Below are 19,115 nucleotides of genomic sequence, written 5' to 3' on the forward strand. Positions count from 1 at the left end.
TGGCATCTGTGAGCAGGCGTAATCCCCTCGCCGGACGGACTGGACGCGTGTGCGCACGGGAGCGACTGTGGCGTAGGACACATCCCGCTCCGGCGCTCTCTTCGAGTTCGAGTCTCCTGACGCCTGCGGGGAGCAACGTCGTGACGCTGCAGGGCGCGATACCGACGCCGAGGCCGACGGCGACGAACTGGACGATGCTGTGCCAGTTCGAGCACTGCGACCTGGACATCCAGACGGCCGGCTTCACCCCGGCCGACACGGCCGGCCTCGTCGAGGTCGACTGCCAGGCGACCCGGAAGGTCGTCGGCACACGCATCCCTGCTGCTCCGCCGACGGGACGGCGCCCTCGTCCGGCACCGCCAGGACACCACGGGTGAGGGGGAGGCGAAGAGGACAGCGCAGGGAAGAACTCAATGCGGAAGGTTGGTCCAGGTTTTGATGCCCTGGTGAGGTGGCCGCCCCTCGCTGACACCCCAGTCGCCGCCCCAGTCGTCGACGACGGCCGACAGCAGCCAGAGGGCCCGTCGGCGTCGGACCTCGCAGAGGGCGAGGGTGTCCGGGTCGGCGTGGCGGGGGTGCTGGTCCCAGAGGACGAGGCGGAGGGCGCCGTCCCCGTGGCGCAGCGAGAGGTAGAGCTCGCGGCCTGGCGTAAACGCCGCGTTGACGGCGATGAGTTCGGAGACGGCGAGCACGGCAGGCCACGCAAGGGAGCGCAGCCCGCAGGCGGGCAGGGCCGCCGCCACCGCTCGCCGCCCGACCGCCGCGCTGCGGGGGTCACCCGGCAGCGTGAGGCTGAGGACGAGCCCTCGGTGGGGGCGGGATTTCGACCGGAGGTACGGGGCGGCCCCGGGGGCGGGGAGGAGAGCCCCCGCAGGACAGAGGGCGGCACGTCGGAGTGGGGGCGCGTACGGCTGCATGACTGACTCCCTTGCGTGGATACCGAGTTGACGGTTTTCGCCGCTGCGGGTGAGCTGTGGCCTGTCTCCCTGACGCGGACCTGCCCCTCCCAGGGCAGGAGGTGCGGGCAGGGCCGCGTGATGCACTTCGACTTGGCGCAGCGTGCGCGATGCGATACTCAATGTAGCCACAGAGGGGCAAAAATACCCTCTCGCGAGGAGAAGTGAACCCTTTCGTGGATGCGTCACGCGCGCAGACGGCAGACTGCCGGTGACCGCACGCGGAGAGGAACGGTATGGCAGCGAGGACGTCCCCTACCGAACGCCAGAAGCGACTTGGGGCAGAGCTGCGGAGAATGCGCACGTCAGCAGACGTCTCGGCCGAGTTCGCGGCCGGGCTCCTCGGCGTCGATCGCGGCAAGATCTCGAACATCGAGTCGGGTGCGCGGCCCATCAGCCCGGATCGATTGCGCACCTTGGCCTTCAACTGCGACTGCACCGACGACACATACGTTGACGCGCTCGTCGAGATGGCGCAGCCCCGGAGCCGGGGCTGGTGGGAGAAATACCGGGGCGCGCTGCCCCAGGGGCTCCTCGACATCGCCGAGTTGGAGGCCCACGCTCTGCGCATGCGAGCGGCCTACGCGATGCACATGCCCGGCCTGCTCCAGACGACCGACCACGCCCTGGCCCTGTTCCGAGTAGTCATTCCGCATCTGCCGGAGCGGGAGATCGCTCTGCGGCTGGCCCACCGCGTGGAGCGCCAAGCCGTGCTCGACGGCGATGCGGCTCCTCCCTATACCGCCATCGTCCACGAGGCGGCCCTGCGCATGCAGTTCGGCGGTCGCTCCGTGGCGCGTGCTCAGCTTGGAAACCTGATCGAGAAGTCCGAGCGGTCCAACGTGAGGCTCTTGGTCATCCCCTTCGTCGCCGGCGCCTTTCCTGGTGCCGGGCAGACCGTGCTGTACGCGGACGGCGCGGCCACACAACTGGACACCGTGCAGATCGACAACTCGCACGGTCCCGTCTTCGTCCACACGGAATCCCAGTTGGCCAAGTACCGGGCCCATCTGGACTGGATGGAGCGGATCGCCCTGCCGCCTGGCGAATCACGAGACTTCATCCACGCCATCGCACACCAACTCTGAGGAGAAGACCGATGCCAGAAGTCCAGTGGGAAGAACCGTTCTGCGGTGAAGGAAACTCCTGCTTCCGGATAGGGACGGACCCGCAAGGGAACGGCTACATCGCCCTCGTGGGGGCGGAGGATCGTTACCTCACCGACAGCCGCGAGGCCCTTCAGCAGATGATCCGGGACATCAAGGCCGGCAAGGCCGATCACCTGCTGTAGACGGCAGCCGTATCCCCACCGGCCGGGCGCCTGCGACGGCCCAGGAGCTGCCAGGCGCCCAGGCCCAGGACCAGCACGGTTCCGGCGCCGATCCCCGTGTACCCGATCGCTCGCATCGTGAGGGCCTCGTCACTGTCCGGGCCCGCGTCACCGAGGCCGAAGCCGGCCGCTTCCGCGTCGCCGTCGTACGGTGGGCCCGGCTGGGCCGTTCCCTGGAGACCGACGTTCAGCGTCATGGGGACGCTGCGGGGCACCTTCGGGTCAAGGGTCACCTGGACGTAGTACCAGCCTTGGAACCGCATCGCCGACTCCGCGGCCGGGTCTCCCGCGAACCGGTTCGCGTAGGCAGCCGGGGCCGTGCCGAGATCGACTCCGGCGGGGACGCCCCGGTAGCCGGTGCTCTTGTCGGAGACGAGGCCACGAGCTGTGTTGTACAGCGCGAGGCGCAGCCCGTTGACGGCGAAGAACGAGCCGTCCGACGCGGCGTTGGCCAGCTGTGCCCGCAGGAAGAGCTGCTGACCCCAGGCGACCGGCACCTTGTAGAACCGGCTTTCGCCGGGCCGGAGGTCGTCCCGCCAGACGCCGTCGCCGACAGCTGCCGCGTCGTTGAACCCCGTACCGCCGCTCACCTTCTGCGGAGAGCCCTTGCTCAGGGACGGTGCTTTCGAGCTCCAGGTCGTCGGCGCCTGGGGCTCGGCGGCACCGGGCTCGAGACCGGGCTCGGCCATGTAGGTCAGCTCGATGGGCCACGTGGTGGCACCACTGGTCTGCGGACCTGCCCAGGCCACGGTGTAGAGGTACTCCCCGGCCTGCTGACAGGGACTGCCGTCGCCCTGGATACGACGCGACGCGTAGTCCGCGATCGGACGTGTGGTGTCGCCCCCGAAGTAGCTGGTCGTGTTGGAACTGCACGCTGTGCCGTCGGCTGAGGTCAAGGAGACCTGCATGCCGTCGAGGATGCCGCTCTTCGTCCCGGGAGGCGGGGCGAGCACGGTGGAGACGAACGCGTTGGACGTCTCGTCCAGCCGAACCCGGTAGTACTTCTTCTGGCCAGGGCCGATGGTGTCCGAGTAGATCTTCGCCCGCTCCAGCAGGGGCCCGTCCGCGCTCGACTCCGTGCCGGTGACGGGCACGGAGCCGTGCGCAGGCCGGTAGGAGGCGGCGCTCCCCGGAGCGTCGTCCGCGCGCGCGTGGGCCGCCGCGGTGTCCGGCAGCAGCAAGCAGAGCGCTGCCGCCGCCACGACGGCCGCAGCGCTTCCGGCCCTCGCCATGATCCGCTCCCTCTACGAGCCGCTGGTGCGCTGGAAGGTGACCTCCACGCGGCGGTTCTTCTTGCGGCCCTCTTCGGTCTCATTGCTCGCGATCGGATACTGCTCCCCGTAGCCACGGATCTCGAAGGTGACGTTCGGGAGGCCCGGGGAGAGGACTCCCTGCACCGCGTTGGCCCGCTCCTTGGAGAGGACGTCACCGTGTGCCGAGGAACCGAGGTCGTCGGTGAAGCCGAAGACGCGGACCTTGGTGGCGTTCTGGTTCCTGATCTCCTCGGCGATCGCGGTGATGCGGGCGTTGGCCTCACCACTCAGTTTCGCGCTGTCCTTGCCGAAGAGGACCTCGGCCTGGAGGGCGAAGGTGATGTCGACGTTGGTGTCCTCGCGGCGTTCCTCACCCCCCAGATCCTCGACGACGGACTTGATGTCGAGCACGCGAACGTCGCCGAGGGTCGCACCGTCGCCGAGCATCAGCCCGGGTGAGTTCGCGTCGATCTCGACGGGCGGCGAGGCGCTGGGGACGGCCGTGGGGTTGTCGTCCGCCGTCGCGGAGGCGGTTCCCCACAGCGTCGACGTACCGAGGACCACGGTAGCGGCGGCACAGAGCCCGACGCGGCGGCGCAGCGCACGCCGTGGTGTGTGTGAGGTTGGGCTGGGTGGCTGCATGGTCGTCATCACCCGGAGATCTTGATCGTCGCGGTGGGCATGGTCGGGATCTGGAAGTCGACCTCCGTCGTCGCCTGCGGCGGAGCGGGGAACTGGGCGAAGAACGGTGCCTCGCCATCCGGCTGGACCGCCTCGAACTTGGTGCACAGGCACCGGCCGTCGGTGTCACGCAGAATCAGGTAACGCTTCTTACCTGCCTGGTCCACCAAGGTCGCGCCCGCCATGGATGCGCCGTTGTTCACGAGCTCCTGCTCAAGCCCCTGCCATCCGGCAGCAGCCCAGATCTGCTCCGATCCGTTCTTCACCCGCCCCTTGACTGTGACGAACCCACCGGACTCCCGCTCGGCCGAGCTGACAATGACCTCCACTCCGTCCTTGCCTTTGATCGTGGAGAGCACCTGGTTCTCGTCCTCCGCTTCGGGCCCCGGCGCCTCACTCTCCCGACTGTCGGAAGACGTGGACGGCTCGTTGGTCTTTCCCTCCGAGTCCTCCGATCCCCCGTCGCCGCCACATGCCGTCAGCACGACAGCCATGGCTACAGAGGCAGCCGCCACAGCAGCCCCCTTGAAGCGAATCCGGGTCATGGCTGCACGCATCGGCGTGGTCCTCTCGGTGTCATTCATCTACTTGTCGGCCAGGTGGACGGAGAAAAGGTCTGCCAGGTCCGGCAGGAGATCGATGTGCTTCGGATCGATGTCGAAGTCTTCTTCATCGCAGATGACTTTGTACGCCTTCTGCTCCTCGGCTTCGTCCGTGTCGCCGTCGTCGTCCTCCGGGGGGCCCGGCGTGGGACGCATGTCCTGCTCGATACGGCAGCGTGGCTCGATCACCGCTCTGGCGGTGGCCACGGCCTTCTTCGAGTCGGTGCCGGCGATGACCGAACTACCGACCGCTTCGTTCGTCTCGACGGTGACCGTGTAGGAGGCCTCGGGCCAGAATTCCGGGTCGCAGGAGACCTGGTCAGCAGCATTCTGCGACGCAAGCCACTCCCCGGCGGAGCATGATCCTGTTCCGATGTCCTGGCCGCTCAGAAGGTCGTCCCACTCCTTGCGGTCGAACACGCTGGGCCATGTCCACTCGTCACGTGCGTCCGTGGCCGCCGCGAGCGCGGCGGCGTCCGCAGCCGTCTGAGCTTCGTTCTTCTTCATCGATGCCTGGCCGACGGCAAAGTACGCGAACGCAAGAAAGAGCAGGCCCGCCACCACCACGATGTAGATGGGGAAAGCCTGCCCTGCCTCGTTCGTCCGTCTGGCTACTTCCCGCCACCCGTGATCTTGTTGATCTGCGCGGTGATGGCTCCACCGATCGTCGTGCCGATGTTCGTCAGCATGAGAGCCGCGATGAGCGCCACGACGACCACGATGATGCCCAGGTACTCCACCGCGCCCTGCCCCCGGTCTGCCTGGGCCCGGGCCTTCATGCGCTCCACCGAGGTGTTCGCCCAGACCTTGGCGTTGACGGACGCCTTCAGCATCAGGTTGCTCATGGTGTTCCCCTCCGGGTCCTGCCGGCCGATGGCCGGCCGACGCGTATGTCTCTGCGGTGCCGCTTCGGGGACCGGCTTCCTCCAGGCCGGTTCCTTCGGCGACATGAGAAATGTACGACGTGACGGCCCGTTCGGAGGAGGGTCCCAGGACCCAAACCCGGGCCCAAAACGGATGTTGGGCCCATCGCCCTCGTCGTGCACGTGTCCCCGTGCCGGGGCTCCTCCCCCGCTCAGCCATGGCTGCCCGCCCCCCTCGCTCCAGGTCCCGACCCCGGCGCCGTGCCGAGCCACTGGGCTATCGCCTCACTGCGGCTGGTGCTGTGCAGTTTGGTGAAGATCCTGTTGATGTGGTTCTTGACGGTCTTCTCGCTGATGAAGCAGGTGGCGGCGATCTGTTGGTTGCTCATGCCTGAAGAGATGAGCTCCATGACCTCCGCCTCCCTCGAACTCAGGTCGTACTGACGCCTGTTGGGGCCCTGTTGCGCGCCGAGCCCTCTGTCAGACGAAGACTGTGCCACAGCAGGTTGCAGTTGCGAAAGGCCTTCCGGATGTCCGGCCGGTTGCACCGGCTGCCGCACGGGGGCCTGCGCGGCGTAGGCGTCGTAGCCCGGGGACTGCTCCGCAGAGCCGGGTCCGTCACAGGGAACGCCTGTCGTCAGCGCCGCTCCGAGTCCTTCCGGGAGCTGCCTCGGTCGCTGGTCCGCCCCTTGGCGCATATGGGCGAGGAGGGCACCGGCCGCCGTGGCGGTGAAGGGGGCCCGGCCGCTCTTCGTATCGCGTACGGACTGCACGAGTTCGTCGGCCGTGAACTCGCCATGCACCAGATAGCCACCCGCGCCCAGGCGCAGCGCCTCGTGCACGATGTCGCTCTCGCGGCTGTACGTCAGCATCATCACGGGTGCAACCTGCACCAGGTGCGGCAAGGCGGAGAGGCCGTCCACCCCGGGCATCCGCACGTCGAGCAGGATGACGTCCGGCCGGTGGCGTACCGCGGCCTCGTACGCCTCACGCCCGTCCGCCGCCTCCGCCACGACCTCGATGTCGGCCCGGCCGCTGAGCAGGACGCCGAGCCCCGCCCGTACGACGGGGTTGTCATCAGCGACGACCACCCGCAGGGGCCCGGGGGCCGGCCTGTCAGGGGCGGCGGGGAACGCGGGCATCATCGGCCGGGGCGCCGGCGCCGAGGGGACGGATGTCGCGGACGCTTCGGCTGCCGAAGGTGACCGGGTGGCCGGGAATGCGGGGTTGCTGACTTCCGTGCTGAGCGGGGTGCCGTGCGAGGACGTGTGCGGGGAGGCGTGGTTCTGTGCCTGCCGGTCCTGGCCCGACGCGCGGGGTACGTCGTCCGGCATTCTGCGACCTCCTCTCATGTGTCGTGGGGACGAAAGTGCGGGAGCGGGAGCGGTGGTGGTGCGAGCGGTTCAGCCTGTGGACGGATCGCGGTCACGGATCCGTGGCCCCTGTCCGGGCCGGGGTGAGTGCGGCGGTCGGCAGGTCCACGCGGACCTCGGTGCCCTTGGCCGCCTGTCCCTTGCCGATACGGATGCGGGCGCCGATGGAGGCCGCGCGTTCGACCATGCCGACGAGTCCGAAGTGGCCGGCGCGCTTCAGGTCGTCGAGCGTGGTGCCCGTGGGAAGGCCCTGTCCGTCGTCGTAGACGCTGACGCGCAGGACATCGCCCTTGATGCCCGCGAGGACGACGAGGTACGTGGGGTGGGCGTGCCGGTTGGCGTTCTCCATCGCTTCGGAGGCGACGGTGAGCAGCTGCCTGGCGACGACCTGGGGGACCAGGGGCACGGGCGTCTCACCGAGGGTCCGGAACACGGTGTTCATGCCGTGGCGCCGGGTGAAGTCCTCCGCTCTGGCGCGGAGTTCGGCCATCAGGTCCACACCGCCGTCCAGACCGGACTCGCGGCGCAGGTCGGAGAGGAGTTCGCGGGATTCGGCGGCGGCCCGGCGAGCGGACCTGGCTACCAGTTCTGCCTGGTGTCTGACGGTGAGCGGGTCCATCCGGTCCGAGGAGCGGGCCAGACCGTCGGCTGCCAGGGCCAGGCCGTGCAGGGTCTTGGCGACGGAGTCGTGCATTTCTCGGGCCAGCCGGGCGCGTTCGTCCTCGACGGCCACGCTGACGGCGAGGCGGGCCCGGGTCTCGGTCAAGGCCTGGCTGGCCGCACCGACGCGGAGCATCAGATTGCGCAGGGCGACTCCGACGGCTCCCGCGAGGACGCAGAAGCCGGGGAGGAGGAGTACGTCGGCCAGACTCGACCGGGCGTGGTTGTCGACGCCGTAGGCCACGGCAAGGATCAGGCTCTGCACGGCGGCGAAGATGCCGGCGACCCGCCAGCCGTAGAGCAGTCCGGCCAGGAGCGGGGTGCAGACGACCGCGTAGCCGAGGGTCGACTCGGGGGTCGCGGTGAACAGGAGCAGCGCGCCGAAGACCGTGTCCACGCCCAGCAGCAGCGGGTAGCGCACGAGGAGCGGCCCGAAGCGTTCCCAGTCGCGGTAGAGGGCGTACGAGCCGACGAACGTCACCAGGACGGCCGATCCCACCAGCCAGCCGGCGAGTCCGGGAGCGCTGTTGCCGAGCGCCTGCGGGGTGCCGATGGCGATCATGGCGAGCCGGAAGAGGAACACCTGCCGGGCCAACGCCTGGAGGGCGTTGACCTGGATGGACACCGTAGGTGCGGGGCCCACCGGGGTGGACAGGGTGTGACGGGAGTCCGTGGGTTCCGGTCCCGGCTGCAGGGAGATGGTCATCGGCCGGCCGCTCACTCCCCCGTCAGGGATCCGAAGTCGGTACCGGACCCGAGCAGCATGGCGGCGCCCACGAGGAGCACGGTCGCCGGGATCATGAACGTGGTCACCATCAGGGTGGCCTTGGGGACCGCCTTGGCCGCCTTGCGCCGGGCGTTCTGCGCGTCGGTGCGGCGCATGTCGTTCGCGATGGCGATGAGGGTGTCCACGATCGGCGCCCCGAGCTCCTCACCCTGCTGAAGTGCGGTGACGAACATGGCGACCTGTTCGGAGTCGTTGCGTTTGCGCAGCTCGTCGAAGGCCTGGCGGCGGCTGATGCCCATGTCCATCTGGCGCAGGGTGATGCGCAGTTCGTCGGCCCACGGGCCCTTGTACTTCTCCGACACCCGGTCCAGTGCCTGCCGGAAGCCGAGTCCGGCGGAGACGACGACGGCGAGGACGTCCAGGAAGTCGGGAAGCGTGCGGTCGATGTCGTCCCTGCGTTTGCGGACTGCGGCCCAGATGCCGACCTCGCCCCAGTAGAGGCCGAAGGCGATCATGAGGAGCGCCATGAAGAACTGGCCGCTGGTGAGCATCACGAAGGCGGTGAGCCCCCCGAGGGCGCTGTAGACGGCCCGGCGGGCGGCGTAGCGGTCGATGGTGAGTCCGCCGGGGTTGCCCGCCATGTCGATCTTGCGGCGCTTCTCGTTGACCTTCTTCGTTCCCATCAGGCGGAGCACGAGTGGCGCCCAGCGCATGCCGAGCCGGTCGAGGCCGGAGCCCACCGCGGTGGTGCGGGTCGAGCCCACTTCCAGGGCGAGGGCGAGGTCGCCGGGGAGGGTGGCCTCGGCCCGGTACATCCGTACGCCCTTGAAGACGCCGAACACACTGAGGCCGACCACGAGGGCGAGCAGCAGTTCCATATCGGTCGGTCCCCTCCTCAGATATCGATCTTGGAAATGCGGCGGATGGCAACGAACCCGACGGCGTAGAGCCCGAGCGAGACGATGACGACGATCTGGCCGACGACCGATCCCGTCATCCGGTCGAGCGCACCGGGGAGGATCGCGTTGACGAGGAGCATGGCACCGACACCGATGGCCGGGACGGCGTACGCGGTGGCGTTGATCTGCGAGAGCTGGGTGCGGACCTCGCGCCTGGTCTCCTTGCGCTCCTCCAGGGTGATGGTGAGGTTGCGCAGCGAGGACACCACCTGGCCGCCGGCCCGGTTGGAGAGGATCAGAGTGGCGACGAGTACGACCAGTTCGCGGGACGGCAGACGGGTGGCGAGCTCGTCCAGTGCGTCGTCGAGCGTGCGGCCCACTCCCAGCTGGTCCGCGACGATGCGGAGTTCGTCGCCTGCGGGCGCTTCGAGTTCATCGGCGGCCATGGCGATGGACGTACGCAGGGAGAGCCCGGCCTGGGTGGCGTTGGCCAGAACCCTGGAGATCTCCGGCAGCTGACTGATGAAGGCCTCGGTGCGCTTGGTGCGGTGCCAGTTCAGGAAGGTGTTGGCGCCCCAGATCCCGGCGAGACCGGCGAGCGGGCCGAAGAACGAGGCCAGGACGGAGGCGGCGATCAGCCACAGGGCCGCTACCGAGGCCACGACGTAGACGAGGTATTCGCCCGGGGTGACGTCGAGACCGGTGGCCGTGAGCTTCAGCTCGATCCTCCTGCCCGGTTTCGTGCGGCGCAGCCGGCGGTCGAGGCTCCGGAAACGGCGCTGCGGGCCCCTCTCGATCTGCCCGGTCGAGGAGAGCCGGTCGACGAGCGCTTCGCGCTGGGCCTTGCCCGAGGTGTACGCGTGCAGGCCCAGGACGCCGAGTACGCAGCACAGCAGCGAGACACCGATGGTGAGCGGTGCGAGGTTGTCCATGTCGGGGTACCTATCTGGCCTCTCGGGTGGCGAGGTATTCGTCTGACGGAGCGACCCCGAAGGCCTGGGGGATCGGCTGTCCGGCCATGTGGAGCCGGTCGGCGATACGACGCGGGAGCGGGAGGGCCTGGAACTCACCGTGGATCACACCGTCGGTGCCCATCGGCCGGGCGTTGAACCGCGCCACGGTGACGATCCGGTAGGGATCACGCCCGTGCGAGTCCAGCACCGCGATCTCGGTGACTTTCCTGGTGCCGTCGGCGTGCCGGGTCAGCTGGACGATCACGTCCACGGCGCTGTTGATCTGGTCGTGCAGAGCTTCGAAGGGGATCTTGATCTCGGACATCGACGCGAGGGTCTGGAGACGCATCAGCGCGTCCTCCGCGCTGTTGGCGTGGACGGTGGCCAGCGAACCGTCGTGCCCGGTCGACATCGCCTGGAGCATGTCGAGAGATTCCCCGCCCCGGACCTCACCGACGACGATGCGGTCGGGGCGCATACGCAGGGAGTTGCGCACCAGGTCGCGGATGGTGACCTGGCCCTTTCCCTCCACGTTCGCGGGGCGGCTCTCGAGCCTGATCACATGGCCCTGCTGGAGCTGGAGCTCGGCGGAGTCCTCGATGGTGACGATGCGTTCGGCTTCGGGGATAAGTCCGGAGAGCGCGTTGAGCAGGGTGGTCTTCCCCGTACCCGTGGCACCGGAGACGATCACGTTGAACTTGGCCTGGACGAGGCCGGCGAGCAGCAACAGCATCTGCTGGTCCAGCGAACCGAAGCCGATCATCTCCTGGAGGGAGAAGGACCTGGGGAAGCGCCGGATCGTGAGCGTCGCGCCCGTGAGCGAGAGCGGCGGAATGATGACGTTGACGCGCTCACCGCTGGGCAGGCGGGCGTCGACCATCGGGTTGGCCTCGTCCACCCGGCGGTTGACCGTGGAGACGATGCGTTCGATCGTCTGCATGAGCTGCTCGTGGCTGGCGAAGCGCATCGGCAGCTGCTCGACCCTGCCCGCCCGTTCGACGAAGATCTGGTCGGGCCCGTTGACCATGATCTCGGTGATGGAGGCGTCCTCCAGCAGTGGTTCGAGGACGCCGAGCCCGAGTGCCTCGTCGACGACCCGGCGGATGAGCTGGGAGCGTTCGACGGTGGAGAGGACCGGGCCCTCGCGGCTGATGATGTGGCCCAGCACGCGTTCCAGCCGGGCCCGGCGGTCGGCTGCGGCCAGCGAGGACATCTCCGCGAGGTCGATCTCCTCGAGGAGCTTCGCGCGGTAGGTGGCGACCAGATGGCCGTCCTCCCGCCCCCCTCCGCGCTCCTCGGGGGCGGTGATGCGTGCCCGCAGACTCATGGGTGGTACTCCTCGGATCGGATGGGTGCGCTCAGTCGCGGGGCATGGTGGCGGACTTCTCGACGGTCCGGTCACCGAGCAGACCGAGCAGGACGTCCGGGATGTCGACCGTGACCTTCACCGTGACCGCGTCGCCTCGGGCCGGCGGCGAGATCTGGGCCCGCTCGGCGACCCAGCCGGTCATGGACGCCCTTCCGACCCGTTCGTAGGACCCGGCCACGTCCTCCTGCGCAGCGGTACGCGCGGCGGCCCTCGCCGCGGTGCCCGCCTGCTGCGCGGTGTAGGCGATCAGACCGAGCTGAATGCCGGCGAGGGCGATCAGGATGAGGAGGGGAAGGAAGCCCAGGTACTCGATGGCGGTCGAGCCGCGGTCCCGGCCGTTGCCCTGTCGGCCGGCCGCACGGGGGATGCGTGGGGGTGCCATGACGGGTCACTTCCCTTCCGCGGCGGCGCCGGCCGTTGCCGTGACGGGGATGGGGAGGTCGGCGAAGCCCGGGAAGAGGACGGGGGCCTCCAGCCTGATGGTGACCTTGACCATGTCGGCTCCCTCGGTACCGCAGTCGATCCGCGCGGAGCCCTCCCAAGCACCGGGGAGCCGTTCGTACACGGCGGCCTCGCAGCCGGTCCGGCGGTCCCAGGCGCCCGAGGCGACGGCCTTGCGCACGCCCTCGTCGGCCGCGCCGCTCGCCAGGGTGAACGTGTACCCCACCAGCACCGCCTGCCAGAGCAGCACCAGGGTCACCAGGATGATGGGCACCATCCCGGTGAACTCGACGCTCAGCTGTCCGCCGTCGCGTCTCAGCCATGTCCGTATCCGGCCTGGCTCTCCCGCGTCCCTCGTCATTGCCGGCCTCCCCCGCCGGTCGTGCCGCCCTTGTGCCGACGGCCCCCGATCGAGCCCCTGTCGCCGCGCAGCATGCCGCCGCGCGACTCCGTCACCGGAGAAGGCTTCACGAGTCCGAGCTCTCCCGCCAGGGCCCAGAGGGCCTGTTTCACGGAGGAGCGCGGGTCCAGCTCATGCATGCGCCCCGAATCCACCGCCCCCTGGAGATCCTTGAAGTTCGCCGGTACCGCCGTGCCCGCCATCCGGGTCCCGGTGATCCGCTGGATCAGGGCGGGCTGGATCTCCGTGTTGCGGTTGAAGCGGTTGACGAGGGTGACCGTGTCCTCGGCCTTACGGATCTGGAGCCGGTCCCACATCCGGACGATGCGCTTGGCGCCACGCACGGCGATGACGTCCGGTGTCGTCACCAGCACAGCGGTGTCGGCCATCTCGATCGCCGCGGCGTTGGCGCCGTTCATCTGGCTTCCGCAGTCGATGACGACGACCTCGTAGCGCGAGCGCAGGGCGCTGACGATCTGGCGGGCGGCGCGGTCGCTGACCTCTTCCCCGCGTTCGCCCTCCCCGGGCGCCAGCAGCAACGCCAGGCCCGTCTCGTGCGAGAAGACGGCGTCGGAGAGGACCCGCGGGGAAATGTCGGCGATCGCCGCCAGGTCGACGACGGACCGCCGGAACTGCACGTCGAGATAGGCGGCGATGTCGCCGGTCTGGAGGTCCAGGTCGACGAGCGCGGCCGTGTGCCCGGAGGCCTGCGCGGCCAGGGCCAGCTGTACGGCGGTGACGGTCGCCCCGACTCCGCCCTTGGCTCCGGTGACCGTGATCACCGTTCCCCCGGGACCGGTGAACACGTCGGCCCCCGAACCGAGGTGGCGCCGTACGCCCGTGGACCACTGCGCGGCGGCCTGTACCCGGTTGGCGAGTTCCTCGTAACTCAGGGGGAGGGGGGCCAGGCCCCGTGCTCCCGCGTCCATCGACGCGGCGAAGAGTCCGGGGCTCGCGTCGGCGGTGATCAGCACGACTCCCACGGCGGGGAAGCGAAGGGAAACCTCCCGGATCAGTTCCAGTGCGGGCACCGGTCCGATCCGTTCGTGCACGAGGACGACCTCGGGCAGCTCCTCGACGGACTCCCCGGCAAGGCGGGCGAGCGTGTCGATGAGCTGCGTCGAGTCACCGACCGGAGCTGCCGGTTCGGCGTCGGGGAGCTGGCTGAGCAGGGTGGTCACGGACCTGGCCGCGTCGGCATCACCGACTGCGGGGAGGATTCTGGTGGTCATCCCATCCTCACTTGTCGTTGTCGAGCGTGTAGGTCCGGTCGCCCGGGCGGATGGTGCCGTCGCTGCCGGGAGCGATCAGTGCGAGGCGTACGTGCTGGGCGAAGGACTCGGCGTAGGCCACGCGCTGGGTGTCGAGGGTGTTGAGCGCGAAGGTGATCGGCACGGCCTCGGAGGCCTGGTTCCGGTCGTCCTTCCTCGGTTCCAGTGCGGTCAGTTCACCGACGTCGAGGACCTTGGCGTTGGAGACGATGACCTTGGACTGGGACACCTCGCCGTCCTGCTCGCCCGCGAAGGTGGCGTAGATGTTCACCTTGTCGTTCGGCCGGATCTTGCCCGCCACCCCCGTCGCGGCGTCGATCATGATGGCGATCTCCTGCTCACCGGGCCTGAGTTCCGGGCTCTTCACCATCATGTCGGACTGCATCAGGGACCCCTTCTGCAGTTCGGTGACGGCGATCTTGCCGTCGATCTCGTCGATCTCCGTGACGGCGTTGTCCGACAGCCAGCGTTCGGGCATGGCGACCTTCTCGAACTGACCGGCGGACAACGCCGTGTACGGGGCCACGTCCGTCCTGAGCCGGTAGGCGTCGACCTCGGGTCCGACCTTCGAGTTGACGTCACTGATCACCGAGAGCACCCCGGCGAAGGCGCCGAAGGCACACAGGACCGACAGGAGCAGGAGTATCACGCCGCGGCGCTGGCGGGAGTTCATGGGCCGGACAACCTCGTTCGAATCGGATGCGTGGAGCAGCGGACAGAGAGGGGATGCGCGGGGTGTCCGCAGAGCCCTGCGTGCGCTAGGAGCTCGGCGGCGCGGGCGCTCCCTGGCTCAGGACACCCGCGGGGTGCATTCGGTTCTCCGGCGGTGCCAGGGGGGAGGAGCAGAACCCGCAACGGTCGCCGATGAGCTCCATTCCGCACCAGTGGCACTTTTCCCGTCGTACGGAGGAAACGAGTTGATAGATCACGGAGATGTCCGGGAGGAAGGAGGCGAATTCGACGAGCTTCCCCGTCCCCCACCAACGCGGCGAACCGGATGGCAGCGCGCACTCCTGCACGGCCTGTACGCCCCATGCCGGGGCGAGGGTCTGCTGGACCCACTGGGATGTCAGCTGTCCCTTGGCGATCAACAGGTTCGAGGCGTACGACGGTCCGGCCGGAGGTTCGACGGCCGGACCGACCTCGACGAGCTGCGGGCTGGGGCCGGCGAGTACGGCGAACATGGAGCCGGGGACCCAGGACTTCGCATGCGTCCTGAGGCTGACAGGGACCCGGTCGAACCTCGCCACCGAGTTCAGCAGGGCTCCGGCGTGGATGTAGTGGGTGAGCAGCCTGGCCGCCGAGGCCACCACTCCGGGGCTGAAATCGCAGATGGACAGCTGTCTCAGCTGCCGTACGAGCACCGCCACGCCCAGTGGAGGAAGGTCCACCTTGAGCAGGGCGATGCGGTCGCTCTCCAGGACCGAACGGATGGCGTGCAGTCTGCGTTCATGGGCGGGGCTGATACCCGTGGGACAGACCGCGATCACATGACCGTGCTGCTCCAGAAGCAGGTGCATGTCACCGATCGCAAGGTCCAGCGGCTGGGCTTCGGGCGCCTGCAGCAGGGCCGCCGTGGGCGTCTGCTGATCGGTCGGCGGTAGCACCAGATCAGCACTGGTCACTGCTATTGCGGTGGGCACGCTCTTCCCCGTTCGGCTCCGGCCGTCGTCTGGGGTGACTCCGGCCGCAATCGCTCCTGCTCCATGCTTCTTCCCCAGCACTTTAGCCACGTCATACCAGGCAGAGAACAGATATCGGAACCCAGTACGAAGACATGGGGCACACACGGGCACATCGCCTCCGTACGAAATCGGACGAAAGGACTGGTCGTTAACTCCTGTACGACTGCACAGAGTTACTTCGGCGGACCTGGTTTGAAATCCGCGTGAATTCAACTGCCCACGTCAGGACGAGCATCGGCCGCATTTACGGACCCCCGTGGATATCCACTCGGTCACGTCCGGAGTATCGCGACCGAGTCACCCGTCCGGGTGCGCTCGCTCGAGAGCCCGGGAGCGATCACCCGAAGGTGAACGGTCGGCCCGGCTCACGCCCCGGGCTCGCCTCGCGGTACGCATCCGCCTCACCAGAGGTCTTGACAACTCGATTGGTCTGGACCAGCTTATCGGCCAACGGTGGCCACCGTTTCCGCCAGCACCCCCCAACTCCCCCACCGGAGGCAGCAAGTGGAACGCTCCGCAGGCACCAGCAGGCACAGAAGGCGCCGGGTCCGGACTGTCCTCGGCGGGGCGGTCGCCGTCGTCGCGGCGGGGGCGCTGGGCGTCACCGGGCTCGTCAGCACCGCACAGGCGGCCGACGTCAATGTGGCCAGGAACGCCGGATTCGAGTCCGGGCTCGCCGACTGGACCTGTTCCGGCGGCAGTGGCACCACCGTCTCCTCCCCCGTGCACGGCGGCACCTCCGCGCTCAAGGCCACCCCGGCCGGGCAGGACAACGCCAGGTGCACGCAGACCGTGGCCGTGAAGCCCGGCTCCACCTACACGCTCAGCTCCTGGGTGCAGGGCGGTTACGCCTATCTCGGGGCGAGCGGTACCGGGACGACGGACGTCTCCACCTGGTCCCCCGGATCCAGCGGCTGGACCCAGCTCAGGACCGGCTTCACCACCGGCCCCTCCACCACCTCGGTGACCGTCTACACCCACGGCTGGTACGGCCAGGCCGCCTACGTCGCGGACGACGTGCAGGTCACCGGGCCCGACGGCGGCGGTGGCACGGATCCGGAGCCCGCGATCCCCGGGGCCCCCGCCGGGCTGGCCGTCGGTACGGCGACCGCCTCCTCCGTCCCCCTCACCTGGAACGCGGTCTCCGGCGCGACCGGCTACACCGTCTACCGGGACGGCGCGAAGGCGACCACCTCCACCGGCACCTCCGCGACGGTGACCGGGCTGGCCGCGGACACCGCGTACCAGTTCTCCGTCAGCGCGACCAACGCCGCCGGGGAGTCCGTCAGGTCCGCCACCGTCAGCGGCCGTACGGCGAAGGCCACCGACCCGGGCCCCGGCCCGGAGACCTCGGTGCCGAAGCACGCGGTGACCGGGTACTGGCAGAACTTCGACAACGGCGCCGCCGTCCAGAAGCTCAGCGACGTCCCCGCGAACTACGACATCATCGCCGTCTCCTTCGCGGACGCCACGGCCACGCCCGGAGCCGTCACCTTCAACCTGGACTCGGCGGGGCTGAACGGCTACACCGTCGACCAGTTCAAGGCCGACATCAAGGCCAAGCAGGCCGCCGGCAAGAACGTCATCATCTCCGTGGGCGGCGAGAAGGGTGCAGTCGCCGTCAACAGCGACGCCTCCGCCACCGCCTTCGCCGACTCGGTGTACGCGCTCATCCAGGAGTACGGCTTCAACGGCGTCGACATCGACCTCGAGAACGGCCTCGACTCCACCTACATGACGAAGGCGCTGCGTTCCCTGTCGTCGAAGGCGGTCCCCGGGCTCGTCATCACGATGGCGCCGCAGACGATCGACATGCAGTCGACCTCCGGTGAGTACTTCAAGACGGCGCTCAACATCAAGGACATCCTGACCGTCGTCAACATGCAGTACTACAACAGCGGCTCGATGCTGGGCTGCGACGGCAAGGTCTACTCGCAGGGCTCGGTGGACTTCCTCACCGCGCTCGCCTGCATCCAGCTGGAGGGCGGCCTCGCCCCGTCCCAGGTCGGCCTCGGCGTCCCCGCCTCCACCCGCGGCGCGGGCAGCGGCTACGTCGCCCCGTCCGTCGTGAACGCGGCCCTGGACTGCCTGGCCAAGGGCACGAACTGCGGCTCGTTCAAGCCCTCCAGGACCTACCCGGACCTGCGCGGCGCGATGACCTGGTCCACGAACTGGGACGCCACGGCCGGCAACGCCTGGTCGAACGCGGTGGGCCCGCACGTCCACGGGCTCCCGTAGGCCCCGTCACCCCATCGGGGCCGGAGTTCCGGCAGCGCCGCCGCTCCCCCGGCGGCGCTGCCGCGTACGCCGCCATCACCAGGGCAGGTCGATCACCTGCTTGACGCACAGCACGATGAACAGCAGTCCCGCGGCGCCCAGCATCCCGTTGCTCAGCCAGCCGTTGCGCCATTCCCTCGGCGTGCGGGACGAGTTGAGCAGCCACAGCAGGGTCAGAGCCAGGAACGGCATGAAGAACGCGCCCAGGACGCCGTAGCCGATGACCAGACCGAAGGGTTCGTCCAGCCACAGCAGCGTCATCGGCGGGAAGGTCAGCCAGAGCAGATACGCCCGGAAGGGCACGGACCGCTCCTGCCGGCCGACCGTCTCGCTGGTCGCCTTCTCCTCGCCCGTGGCACCGCGAGCAGCCCGGATCCGCTCCACGAAGTCGGCGAACATCAGGCTCACGCCGTGCCACACACCGATGAGCGAGGAGAACGACGCCGCGAAGAAGCCGACCAGGAACAGCTTCGCCGTGCCCGTCCCGAAGCGTTCCTCCAGGATCGTGCCGAGGTCGATCAGCCCCTGATCACCCTTCGTCAGCGCGATCTGCGAGGAGTGCAGCAGCTCCGCGCCGACGATGAGCATCGCGACGACGAAGATGCCGGTCGTGATGTAGGCGACCCGGTTGTCGATCCGCATCACCTTCATCCAGGAGCTGTCGGACCACCCCTTGGCGTTGACCCAGTACCCGTACGCCGCCATGGTGATCGTGCCGCCGACCCCGCCGATCAGCCCGAGGGTGTAGACCAGCGAGCCGTCCGGGAGGACGGGGAGCAGCCCCGCGAAGGAGGCGCCGATGTCCGGCGACACCCGGATCGCGACGTAGACCACCACGACGAACATGACGCCGATGAGGACCGTCATGACCTTCTCGAAGACGGCGTACTGGTTGAACCAGACGAAGACCAGGCCGATCAGCCCGGTGATGATCGCCCAGGTCTTCAGGCCGGGCCCGTCGGGGAAGAGCGCCACGATGGGCAGGGCGCTGGAGGACATGGCCGTCGCGCCGTACACGAAGCCCCAGATGACGACGTACACGGCGAAGTAGCCCGTGGTCCACCCGCCGAGGGTGCGCCAGCCGTCGAAGAGGGTGCGGCCCGTCGCCAGGTGCCAGCGGCCCACGGCCTCCGCGAGGGAGATCTTGACCAGGCAGCCGATCACGGCGGCCCACATGAGGGTGTAGCCGAATTTGCTGCCCGCGATGAGCGTGGCGACCAGGTCGCCCGCTCCGACGCCGGTGGCCGCGACGACGATGCCGGGCCCGATGTAACGCCAACTGGATTTACGCGGCTGGGAGCCGGGCTCCGCCACCCCTGTGATCTTGCTTGTCTCCGCCATGTCGATCAACGAAGCGCATCGCACCGGATCGCAC

20 protein-coding genes and 1 pseudogene are annotated in these 19,115 nt (G+C 68.9%); 4 read left to right on the forward strand and 17 right to left on the reverse strand.

Annotation, left to right across the window (positions count from 1 at the left end):
• Nucleotides 1-140: 140 nt before the first annotated feature.
• Nucleotides 141-377: a hypothetical protein gene (locus tag ACFYQ5_RS13610; protein ID WP_389197154.1), complete on the forward strand. Its 237-nt coding sequence runs from the start codon at nucleotides 141-143 to the stop codon at nucleotides 375-377.
• Between the two features lie 33 nt (nucleotides 378-410).
• Here ACFYQ5_RS13610 and ACFYQ5_RS13615 read toward each other — a convergent pair whose 3' ends face one another.
• Entirely contained in the window at nucleotides 411-917 is a 507-nt protein-coding gene (locus tag ACFYQ5_RS13615) for an ATP-binding protein (protein WP_389197155.1), read from the reverse strand.
• A 275-nt stretch (nucleotides 918-1,192) separates the two neighbouring features.
• Between ACFYQ5_RS13615 and ACFYQ5_RS13620 the strand changes: the two genes are divergently transcribed.
• Together ACFYQ5_RS13620 and ACFYQ5_RS13625 are read left to right on the forward strand one after the other, a co-directional pair.
• On the forward strand, nucleotides 1,193-2,044 hold the full coding sequence (locus ACFYQ5_RS13620) for a helix-turn-helix domain-containing protein (protein ID WP_389197157.1): 852 nt from the start codon (nucleotides 1,193-1,195) through the stop codon (nucleotides 2,042-2,044).
• Between the two features lie 11 nt (nucleotides 2,045-2,055).
• Nucleotides 2,056-2,247: a hypothetical protein gene (locus tag ACFYQ5_RS13625; protein WP_389197159.1), complete on the forward strand. Its 192-nt coding sequence runs from the start codon at nucleotides 2,056-2,058 to the stop codon at nucleotides 2,245-2,247.
• On the opposite strand, the gene ACFYQ5_RS13630 is transcribed toward ACFYQ5_RS13625, so the two are convergent.
• The 15 genes and pseudogenes from ACFYQ5_RS13630 to ACFYQ5_RS13700 all read right to left on the reverse strand — a co-directional run bounded on the left by ACFYQ5_RS13630 (nucleotide 2,235) and on the right by ACFYQ5_RS13700 (nucleotide 15,421).
• Entirely contained in the window at nucleotides 2,235-3,518 is a 1,284-nt protein-coding gene (locus ACFYQ5_RS13630; protein WP_389197161.1) for a hypothetical protein, read from the reverse strand. The two genes, ACFYQ5_RS13625 and ACFYQ5_RS13630, sit on opposite strands and share 13 nt — an antisense overlap.
• 12 nt (nucleotides 3,519-3,530) lie before the next feature.
• Nucleotides 3,531-4,181, reverse strand: a complete 651-nt coding sequence (locus ACFYQ5_RS13635) for an OmpA family protein (RefSeq protein WP_389197482.1) — start codon at nucleotides 4,179-4,181, stop codon at nucleotides 3,531-3,533.
• Nucleotides 4,182-4,189: 8 nt separating this feature from the next.
• A complete protein-coding gene (locus tag ACFYQ5_RS13640) occupies nucleotides 4,190-4,777 on the reverse strand; it encodes a hypothetical protein (protein ID WP_389197163.1) in 588 nt (195 codons plus the stop codon).
• A gap of 27 nt (nucleotides 4,778-4,804) precedes the next feature.
• Nucleotides 4,805-5,401, reverse strand: a pseudogene (locus ACFYQ5_RS13645) (pilus assembly protein TadG-related protein); the annotation flags it as partial.
• Between the two features lie 32 nt (nucleotides 5,402-5,433).
• Entirely contained in the window at nucleotides 5,434-5,667 is a 234-nt protein-coding gene (locus ACFYQ5_RS13650; protein ID WP_389197165.1) for a hypothetical protein, read from the reverse strand.
• A gap of 230 nt (nucleotides 5,668-5,897) precedes the next feature.
• Nucleotides 5,898-7,019: a response regulator gene (locus ACFYQ5_RS13655; protein WP_389197167.1), complete on the reverse strand. Its 1,122-nt coding sequence runs from the start codon at nucleotides 7,017-7,019 to the stop codon at nucleotides 5,898-5,900.
• Between the two features lie 91 nt (nucleotides 7,020-7,110).
• The gene (locus tag ACFYQ5_RS13660) at nucleotides 7,111-8,424 is read right to left on the reverse strand and encodes a sensor histidine kinase (protein ID WP_389197169.1); all 1,314 of its coding nucleotides are present in this window, start codon (nucleotides 8,422-8,424) and stop codon (nucleotides 7,111-7,113) included.
• A gap of 11 nt (nucleotides 8,425-8,435) precedes the next feature.
• Nucleotides 8,436-9,323, reverse strand: a complete 888-nt coding sequence (locus ACFYQ5_RS13665) for a DUF5936 domain-containing protein (RefSeq protein WP_389197171.1) — start codon at nucleotides 9,321-9,323, stop codon at nucleotides 8,436-8,438.
• A gap of 17 nt (nucleotides 9,324-9,340) precedes the next feature.
• A complete protein-coding gene (locus ACFYQ5_RS13670; protein ID WP_389197173.1) occupies nucleotides 9,341-10,276 on the reverse strand; it encodes a type II secretion system F family protein in 936 nt (311 codons plus the stop codon).
• Between the two features lie 10 nt (nucleotides 10,277-10,286).
• The gene (locus ACFYQ5_RS13675) at nucleotides 10,287-11,624 is read right to left on the reverse strand and encodes a CpaF family protein (protein WP_389197174.1); all 1,338 of its coding nucleotides are present in this window, start codon (nucleotides 11,622-11,624) and stop codon (nucleotides 10,287-10,289) included.
• 31 nt (nucleotides 11,625-11,655) lie between these two features.
• A complete protein-coding gene (locus tag ACFYQ5_RS13680; protein WP_389197176.1) occupies nucleotides 11,656-12,048 on the reverse strand; it encodes a TadE/TadG family type IV pilus assembly protein in 393 nt (130 codons plus the stop codon).
• Between the two features lie 6 nt (nucleotides 12,049-12,054).
• Nucleotides 12,055-12,468, reverse strand: a complete 414-nt coding sequence (locus ACFYQ5_RS13685; protein ID WP_389197178.1) for a TadE family protein — start codon at nucleotides 12,466-12,468, stop codon at nucleotides 12,055-12,057.
• Complete coding sequence (locus tag ACFYQ5_RS13690; RefSeq protein WP_389197179.1) at nucleotides 12,465-13,739, reverse strand: CpaE family protein; 1,275 nt, start codon at nucleotides 13,737-13,739, stop codon at nucleotides 12,465-12,467. The genes ACFYQ5_RS13685 and ACFYQ5_RS13690 overlap by 4 nt, the downstream gene beginning before the upstream one ends.
• Nucleotides 13,740-13,746: 7 nt before the next feature.
• Nucleotides 13,747-14,451 (reverse strand): Flp pilus assembly protein CpaB, encoded by a 705-nt coding sequence (gene cpaB / locus ACFYQ5_RS13695; RefSeq protein WP_389197181.1) that lies wholly within the window; start codon nucleotides 14,449-14,451, stop codon nucleotides 13,747-13,749.
• Between the two features lie 85 nt (nucleotides 14,452-14,536).
• Nucleotides 14,537-15,421: a hypothetical protein gene (locus ACFYQ5_RS13700; protein ID WP_389197183.1), complete on the reverse strand. Its 885-nt coding sequence runs from the start codon at nucleotides 15,419-15,421 to the stop codon at nucleotides 14,537-14,539.
• 546 nt (nucleotides 15,422-15,967) lie between these two features.
• Between ACFYQ5_RS13700 and ACFYQ5_RS13705 the strand changes: the two genes are divergently transcribed.
• A complete protein-coding gene (locus ACFYQ5_RS13705) occupies nucleotides 15,968-17,701 on the forward strand; it encodes a chitinase (protein WP_389197185.1) in 1,734 nt (577 codons plus the stop codon).
• Between the two features lie 75 nt (nucleotides 17,702-17,776).
• Here the strand turns inward: ACFYQ5_RS13705 and ACFYQ5_RS13710 are convergent, their stop codons facing one another.
• Complete coding sequence (locus ACFYQ5_RS13710) at nucleotides 17,777-19,081, reverse strand: Nramp family divalent metal transporter (protein WP_389197187.1); 1,305 nt, start codon at nucleotides 19,079-19,081, stop codon at nucleotides 17,777-17,779.
• Between the last annotated feature and the right edge of the window lie 34 nt (nucleotides 19,082-19,115).

This window comes from Streptomyces sp. NPDC005794 (assembly GCF_042871445.1).
Lineage (GTDB): Bacteria > Actinomycetota > Actinomycetes > Streptomycetales > Streptomycetaceae > Streptomyces.

Coding starts and splice junctions, on each gene's coding strand:
- ACFYQ5_RS13615 (WP_389197155.1), bottom strand. CDS start 917: ATGCAGCCGTACGCGCCCCCACTCCGACGTGCCGCCCTCTGTCCTGCG.
- ACFYQ5_RS13620 (WP_389197157.1), top strand. CDS start 1,193: ATGGCAGCGAGGACGTCCCCTACCGAACGCCAGAAGCGACTTGGGGCA.
- ACFYQ5_RS13625 (WP_389197159.1), top strand. CDS start 2,056: ATGCCAGAAGTCCAGTGGGAAGAACCGTTCTGCGGTGAAGGAAACTCC.
- ACFYQ5_RS13630 (WP_389197161.1), bottom strand. CDS start 3,518: ATGGCGAGGGCCGGAAGCGCTGCGGCCGTCGTGGCGGCGGCAGCGCTC.
- ACFYQ5_RS13635 (WP_389197482.1), bottom strand. CDS start 4,181: ATGCAGCCACCCAGCCCAACCTCACACACACCACGGCGTGCGCTGCGC.
- ACFYQ5_RS13640 (WP_389197163.1), bottom strand. CDS start 4,777: ATGCGTGCAGCCATGACCCGGATTCGCTTCAAGGGGGCTGCTGTGGCG.
- ACFYQ5_RS13650 (WP_389197165.1), bottom strand. CDS start 5,667: ATGAGCAACCTGATGCTGAAGGCGTCCGTCAACGCCAAGGTCTGGGCG.
- ACFYQ5_RS13655 (WP_389197167.1), bottom strand. CDS start 7,019: ATGCCGGACGACGTACCCCGCGCGTCGGGCCAGGACCGGCAGGCACAG.
- ACFYQ5_RS13660 (WP_389197169.1), bottom strand. CDS start 8,424: ATGACCATCTCCCTGCAGCCGGGACCGGAACCCACGGACTCCCGTCAC.
- ACFYQ5_RS13665 (WP_389197171.1), bottom strand. CDS start 9,323: ATGGAACTGCTGCTCGCCCTCGTGGTCGGCCTCAGTGTGTTCGGCGTC.
- ACFYQ5_RS13670 (WP_389197173.1), bottom strand. CDS start 10,276: ATGGACAACCTCGCACCGCTCACCATCGGTGTCTCGCTGCTGTGCTGC.
- ACFYQ5_RS13675 (WP_389197174.1), bottom strand. CDS start 11,624: ATGAGTCTGCGGGCACGCATCACCGCCCCCGAGGAGCGCGGAGGGGGG.
- ACFYQ5_RS13680 (WP_389197176.1), bottom strand. CDS start 12,048: ATGGCACCCCCACGCATCCCCCGTGCGGCCGGCCGACAGGGCAACGGC.
- ACFYQ5_RS13685 (WP_389197178.1), bottom strand. CDS start 12,468: ATGACGAGGGACGCGGGAGAGCCAGGCCGGATACGGACATGGCTGAGA.
- ACFYQ5_RS13690 (WP_389197179.1), bottom strand. CDS start 13,739: ATGACCACCAGAATCCTCCCCGCAGTCGGTGATGCCGACGCGGCCAGG.
- cpaB (WP_389197181.1), bottom strand. CDS start 14,451: ATGAACTCCCGCCAGCGCCGCGGCGTGATACTCCTGCTCCTGTCGGTC.
- ACFYQ5_RS13710 (WP_389197187.1), bottom strand. CDS start 19,081: ATGGCGGAGACAAGCAAGATCACAGGGGTGGCGGAGCCCGGCTCCCAG.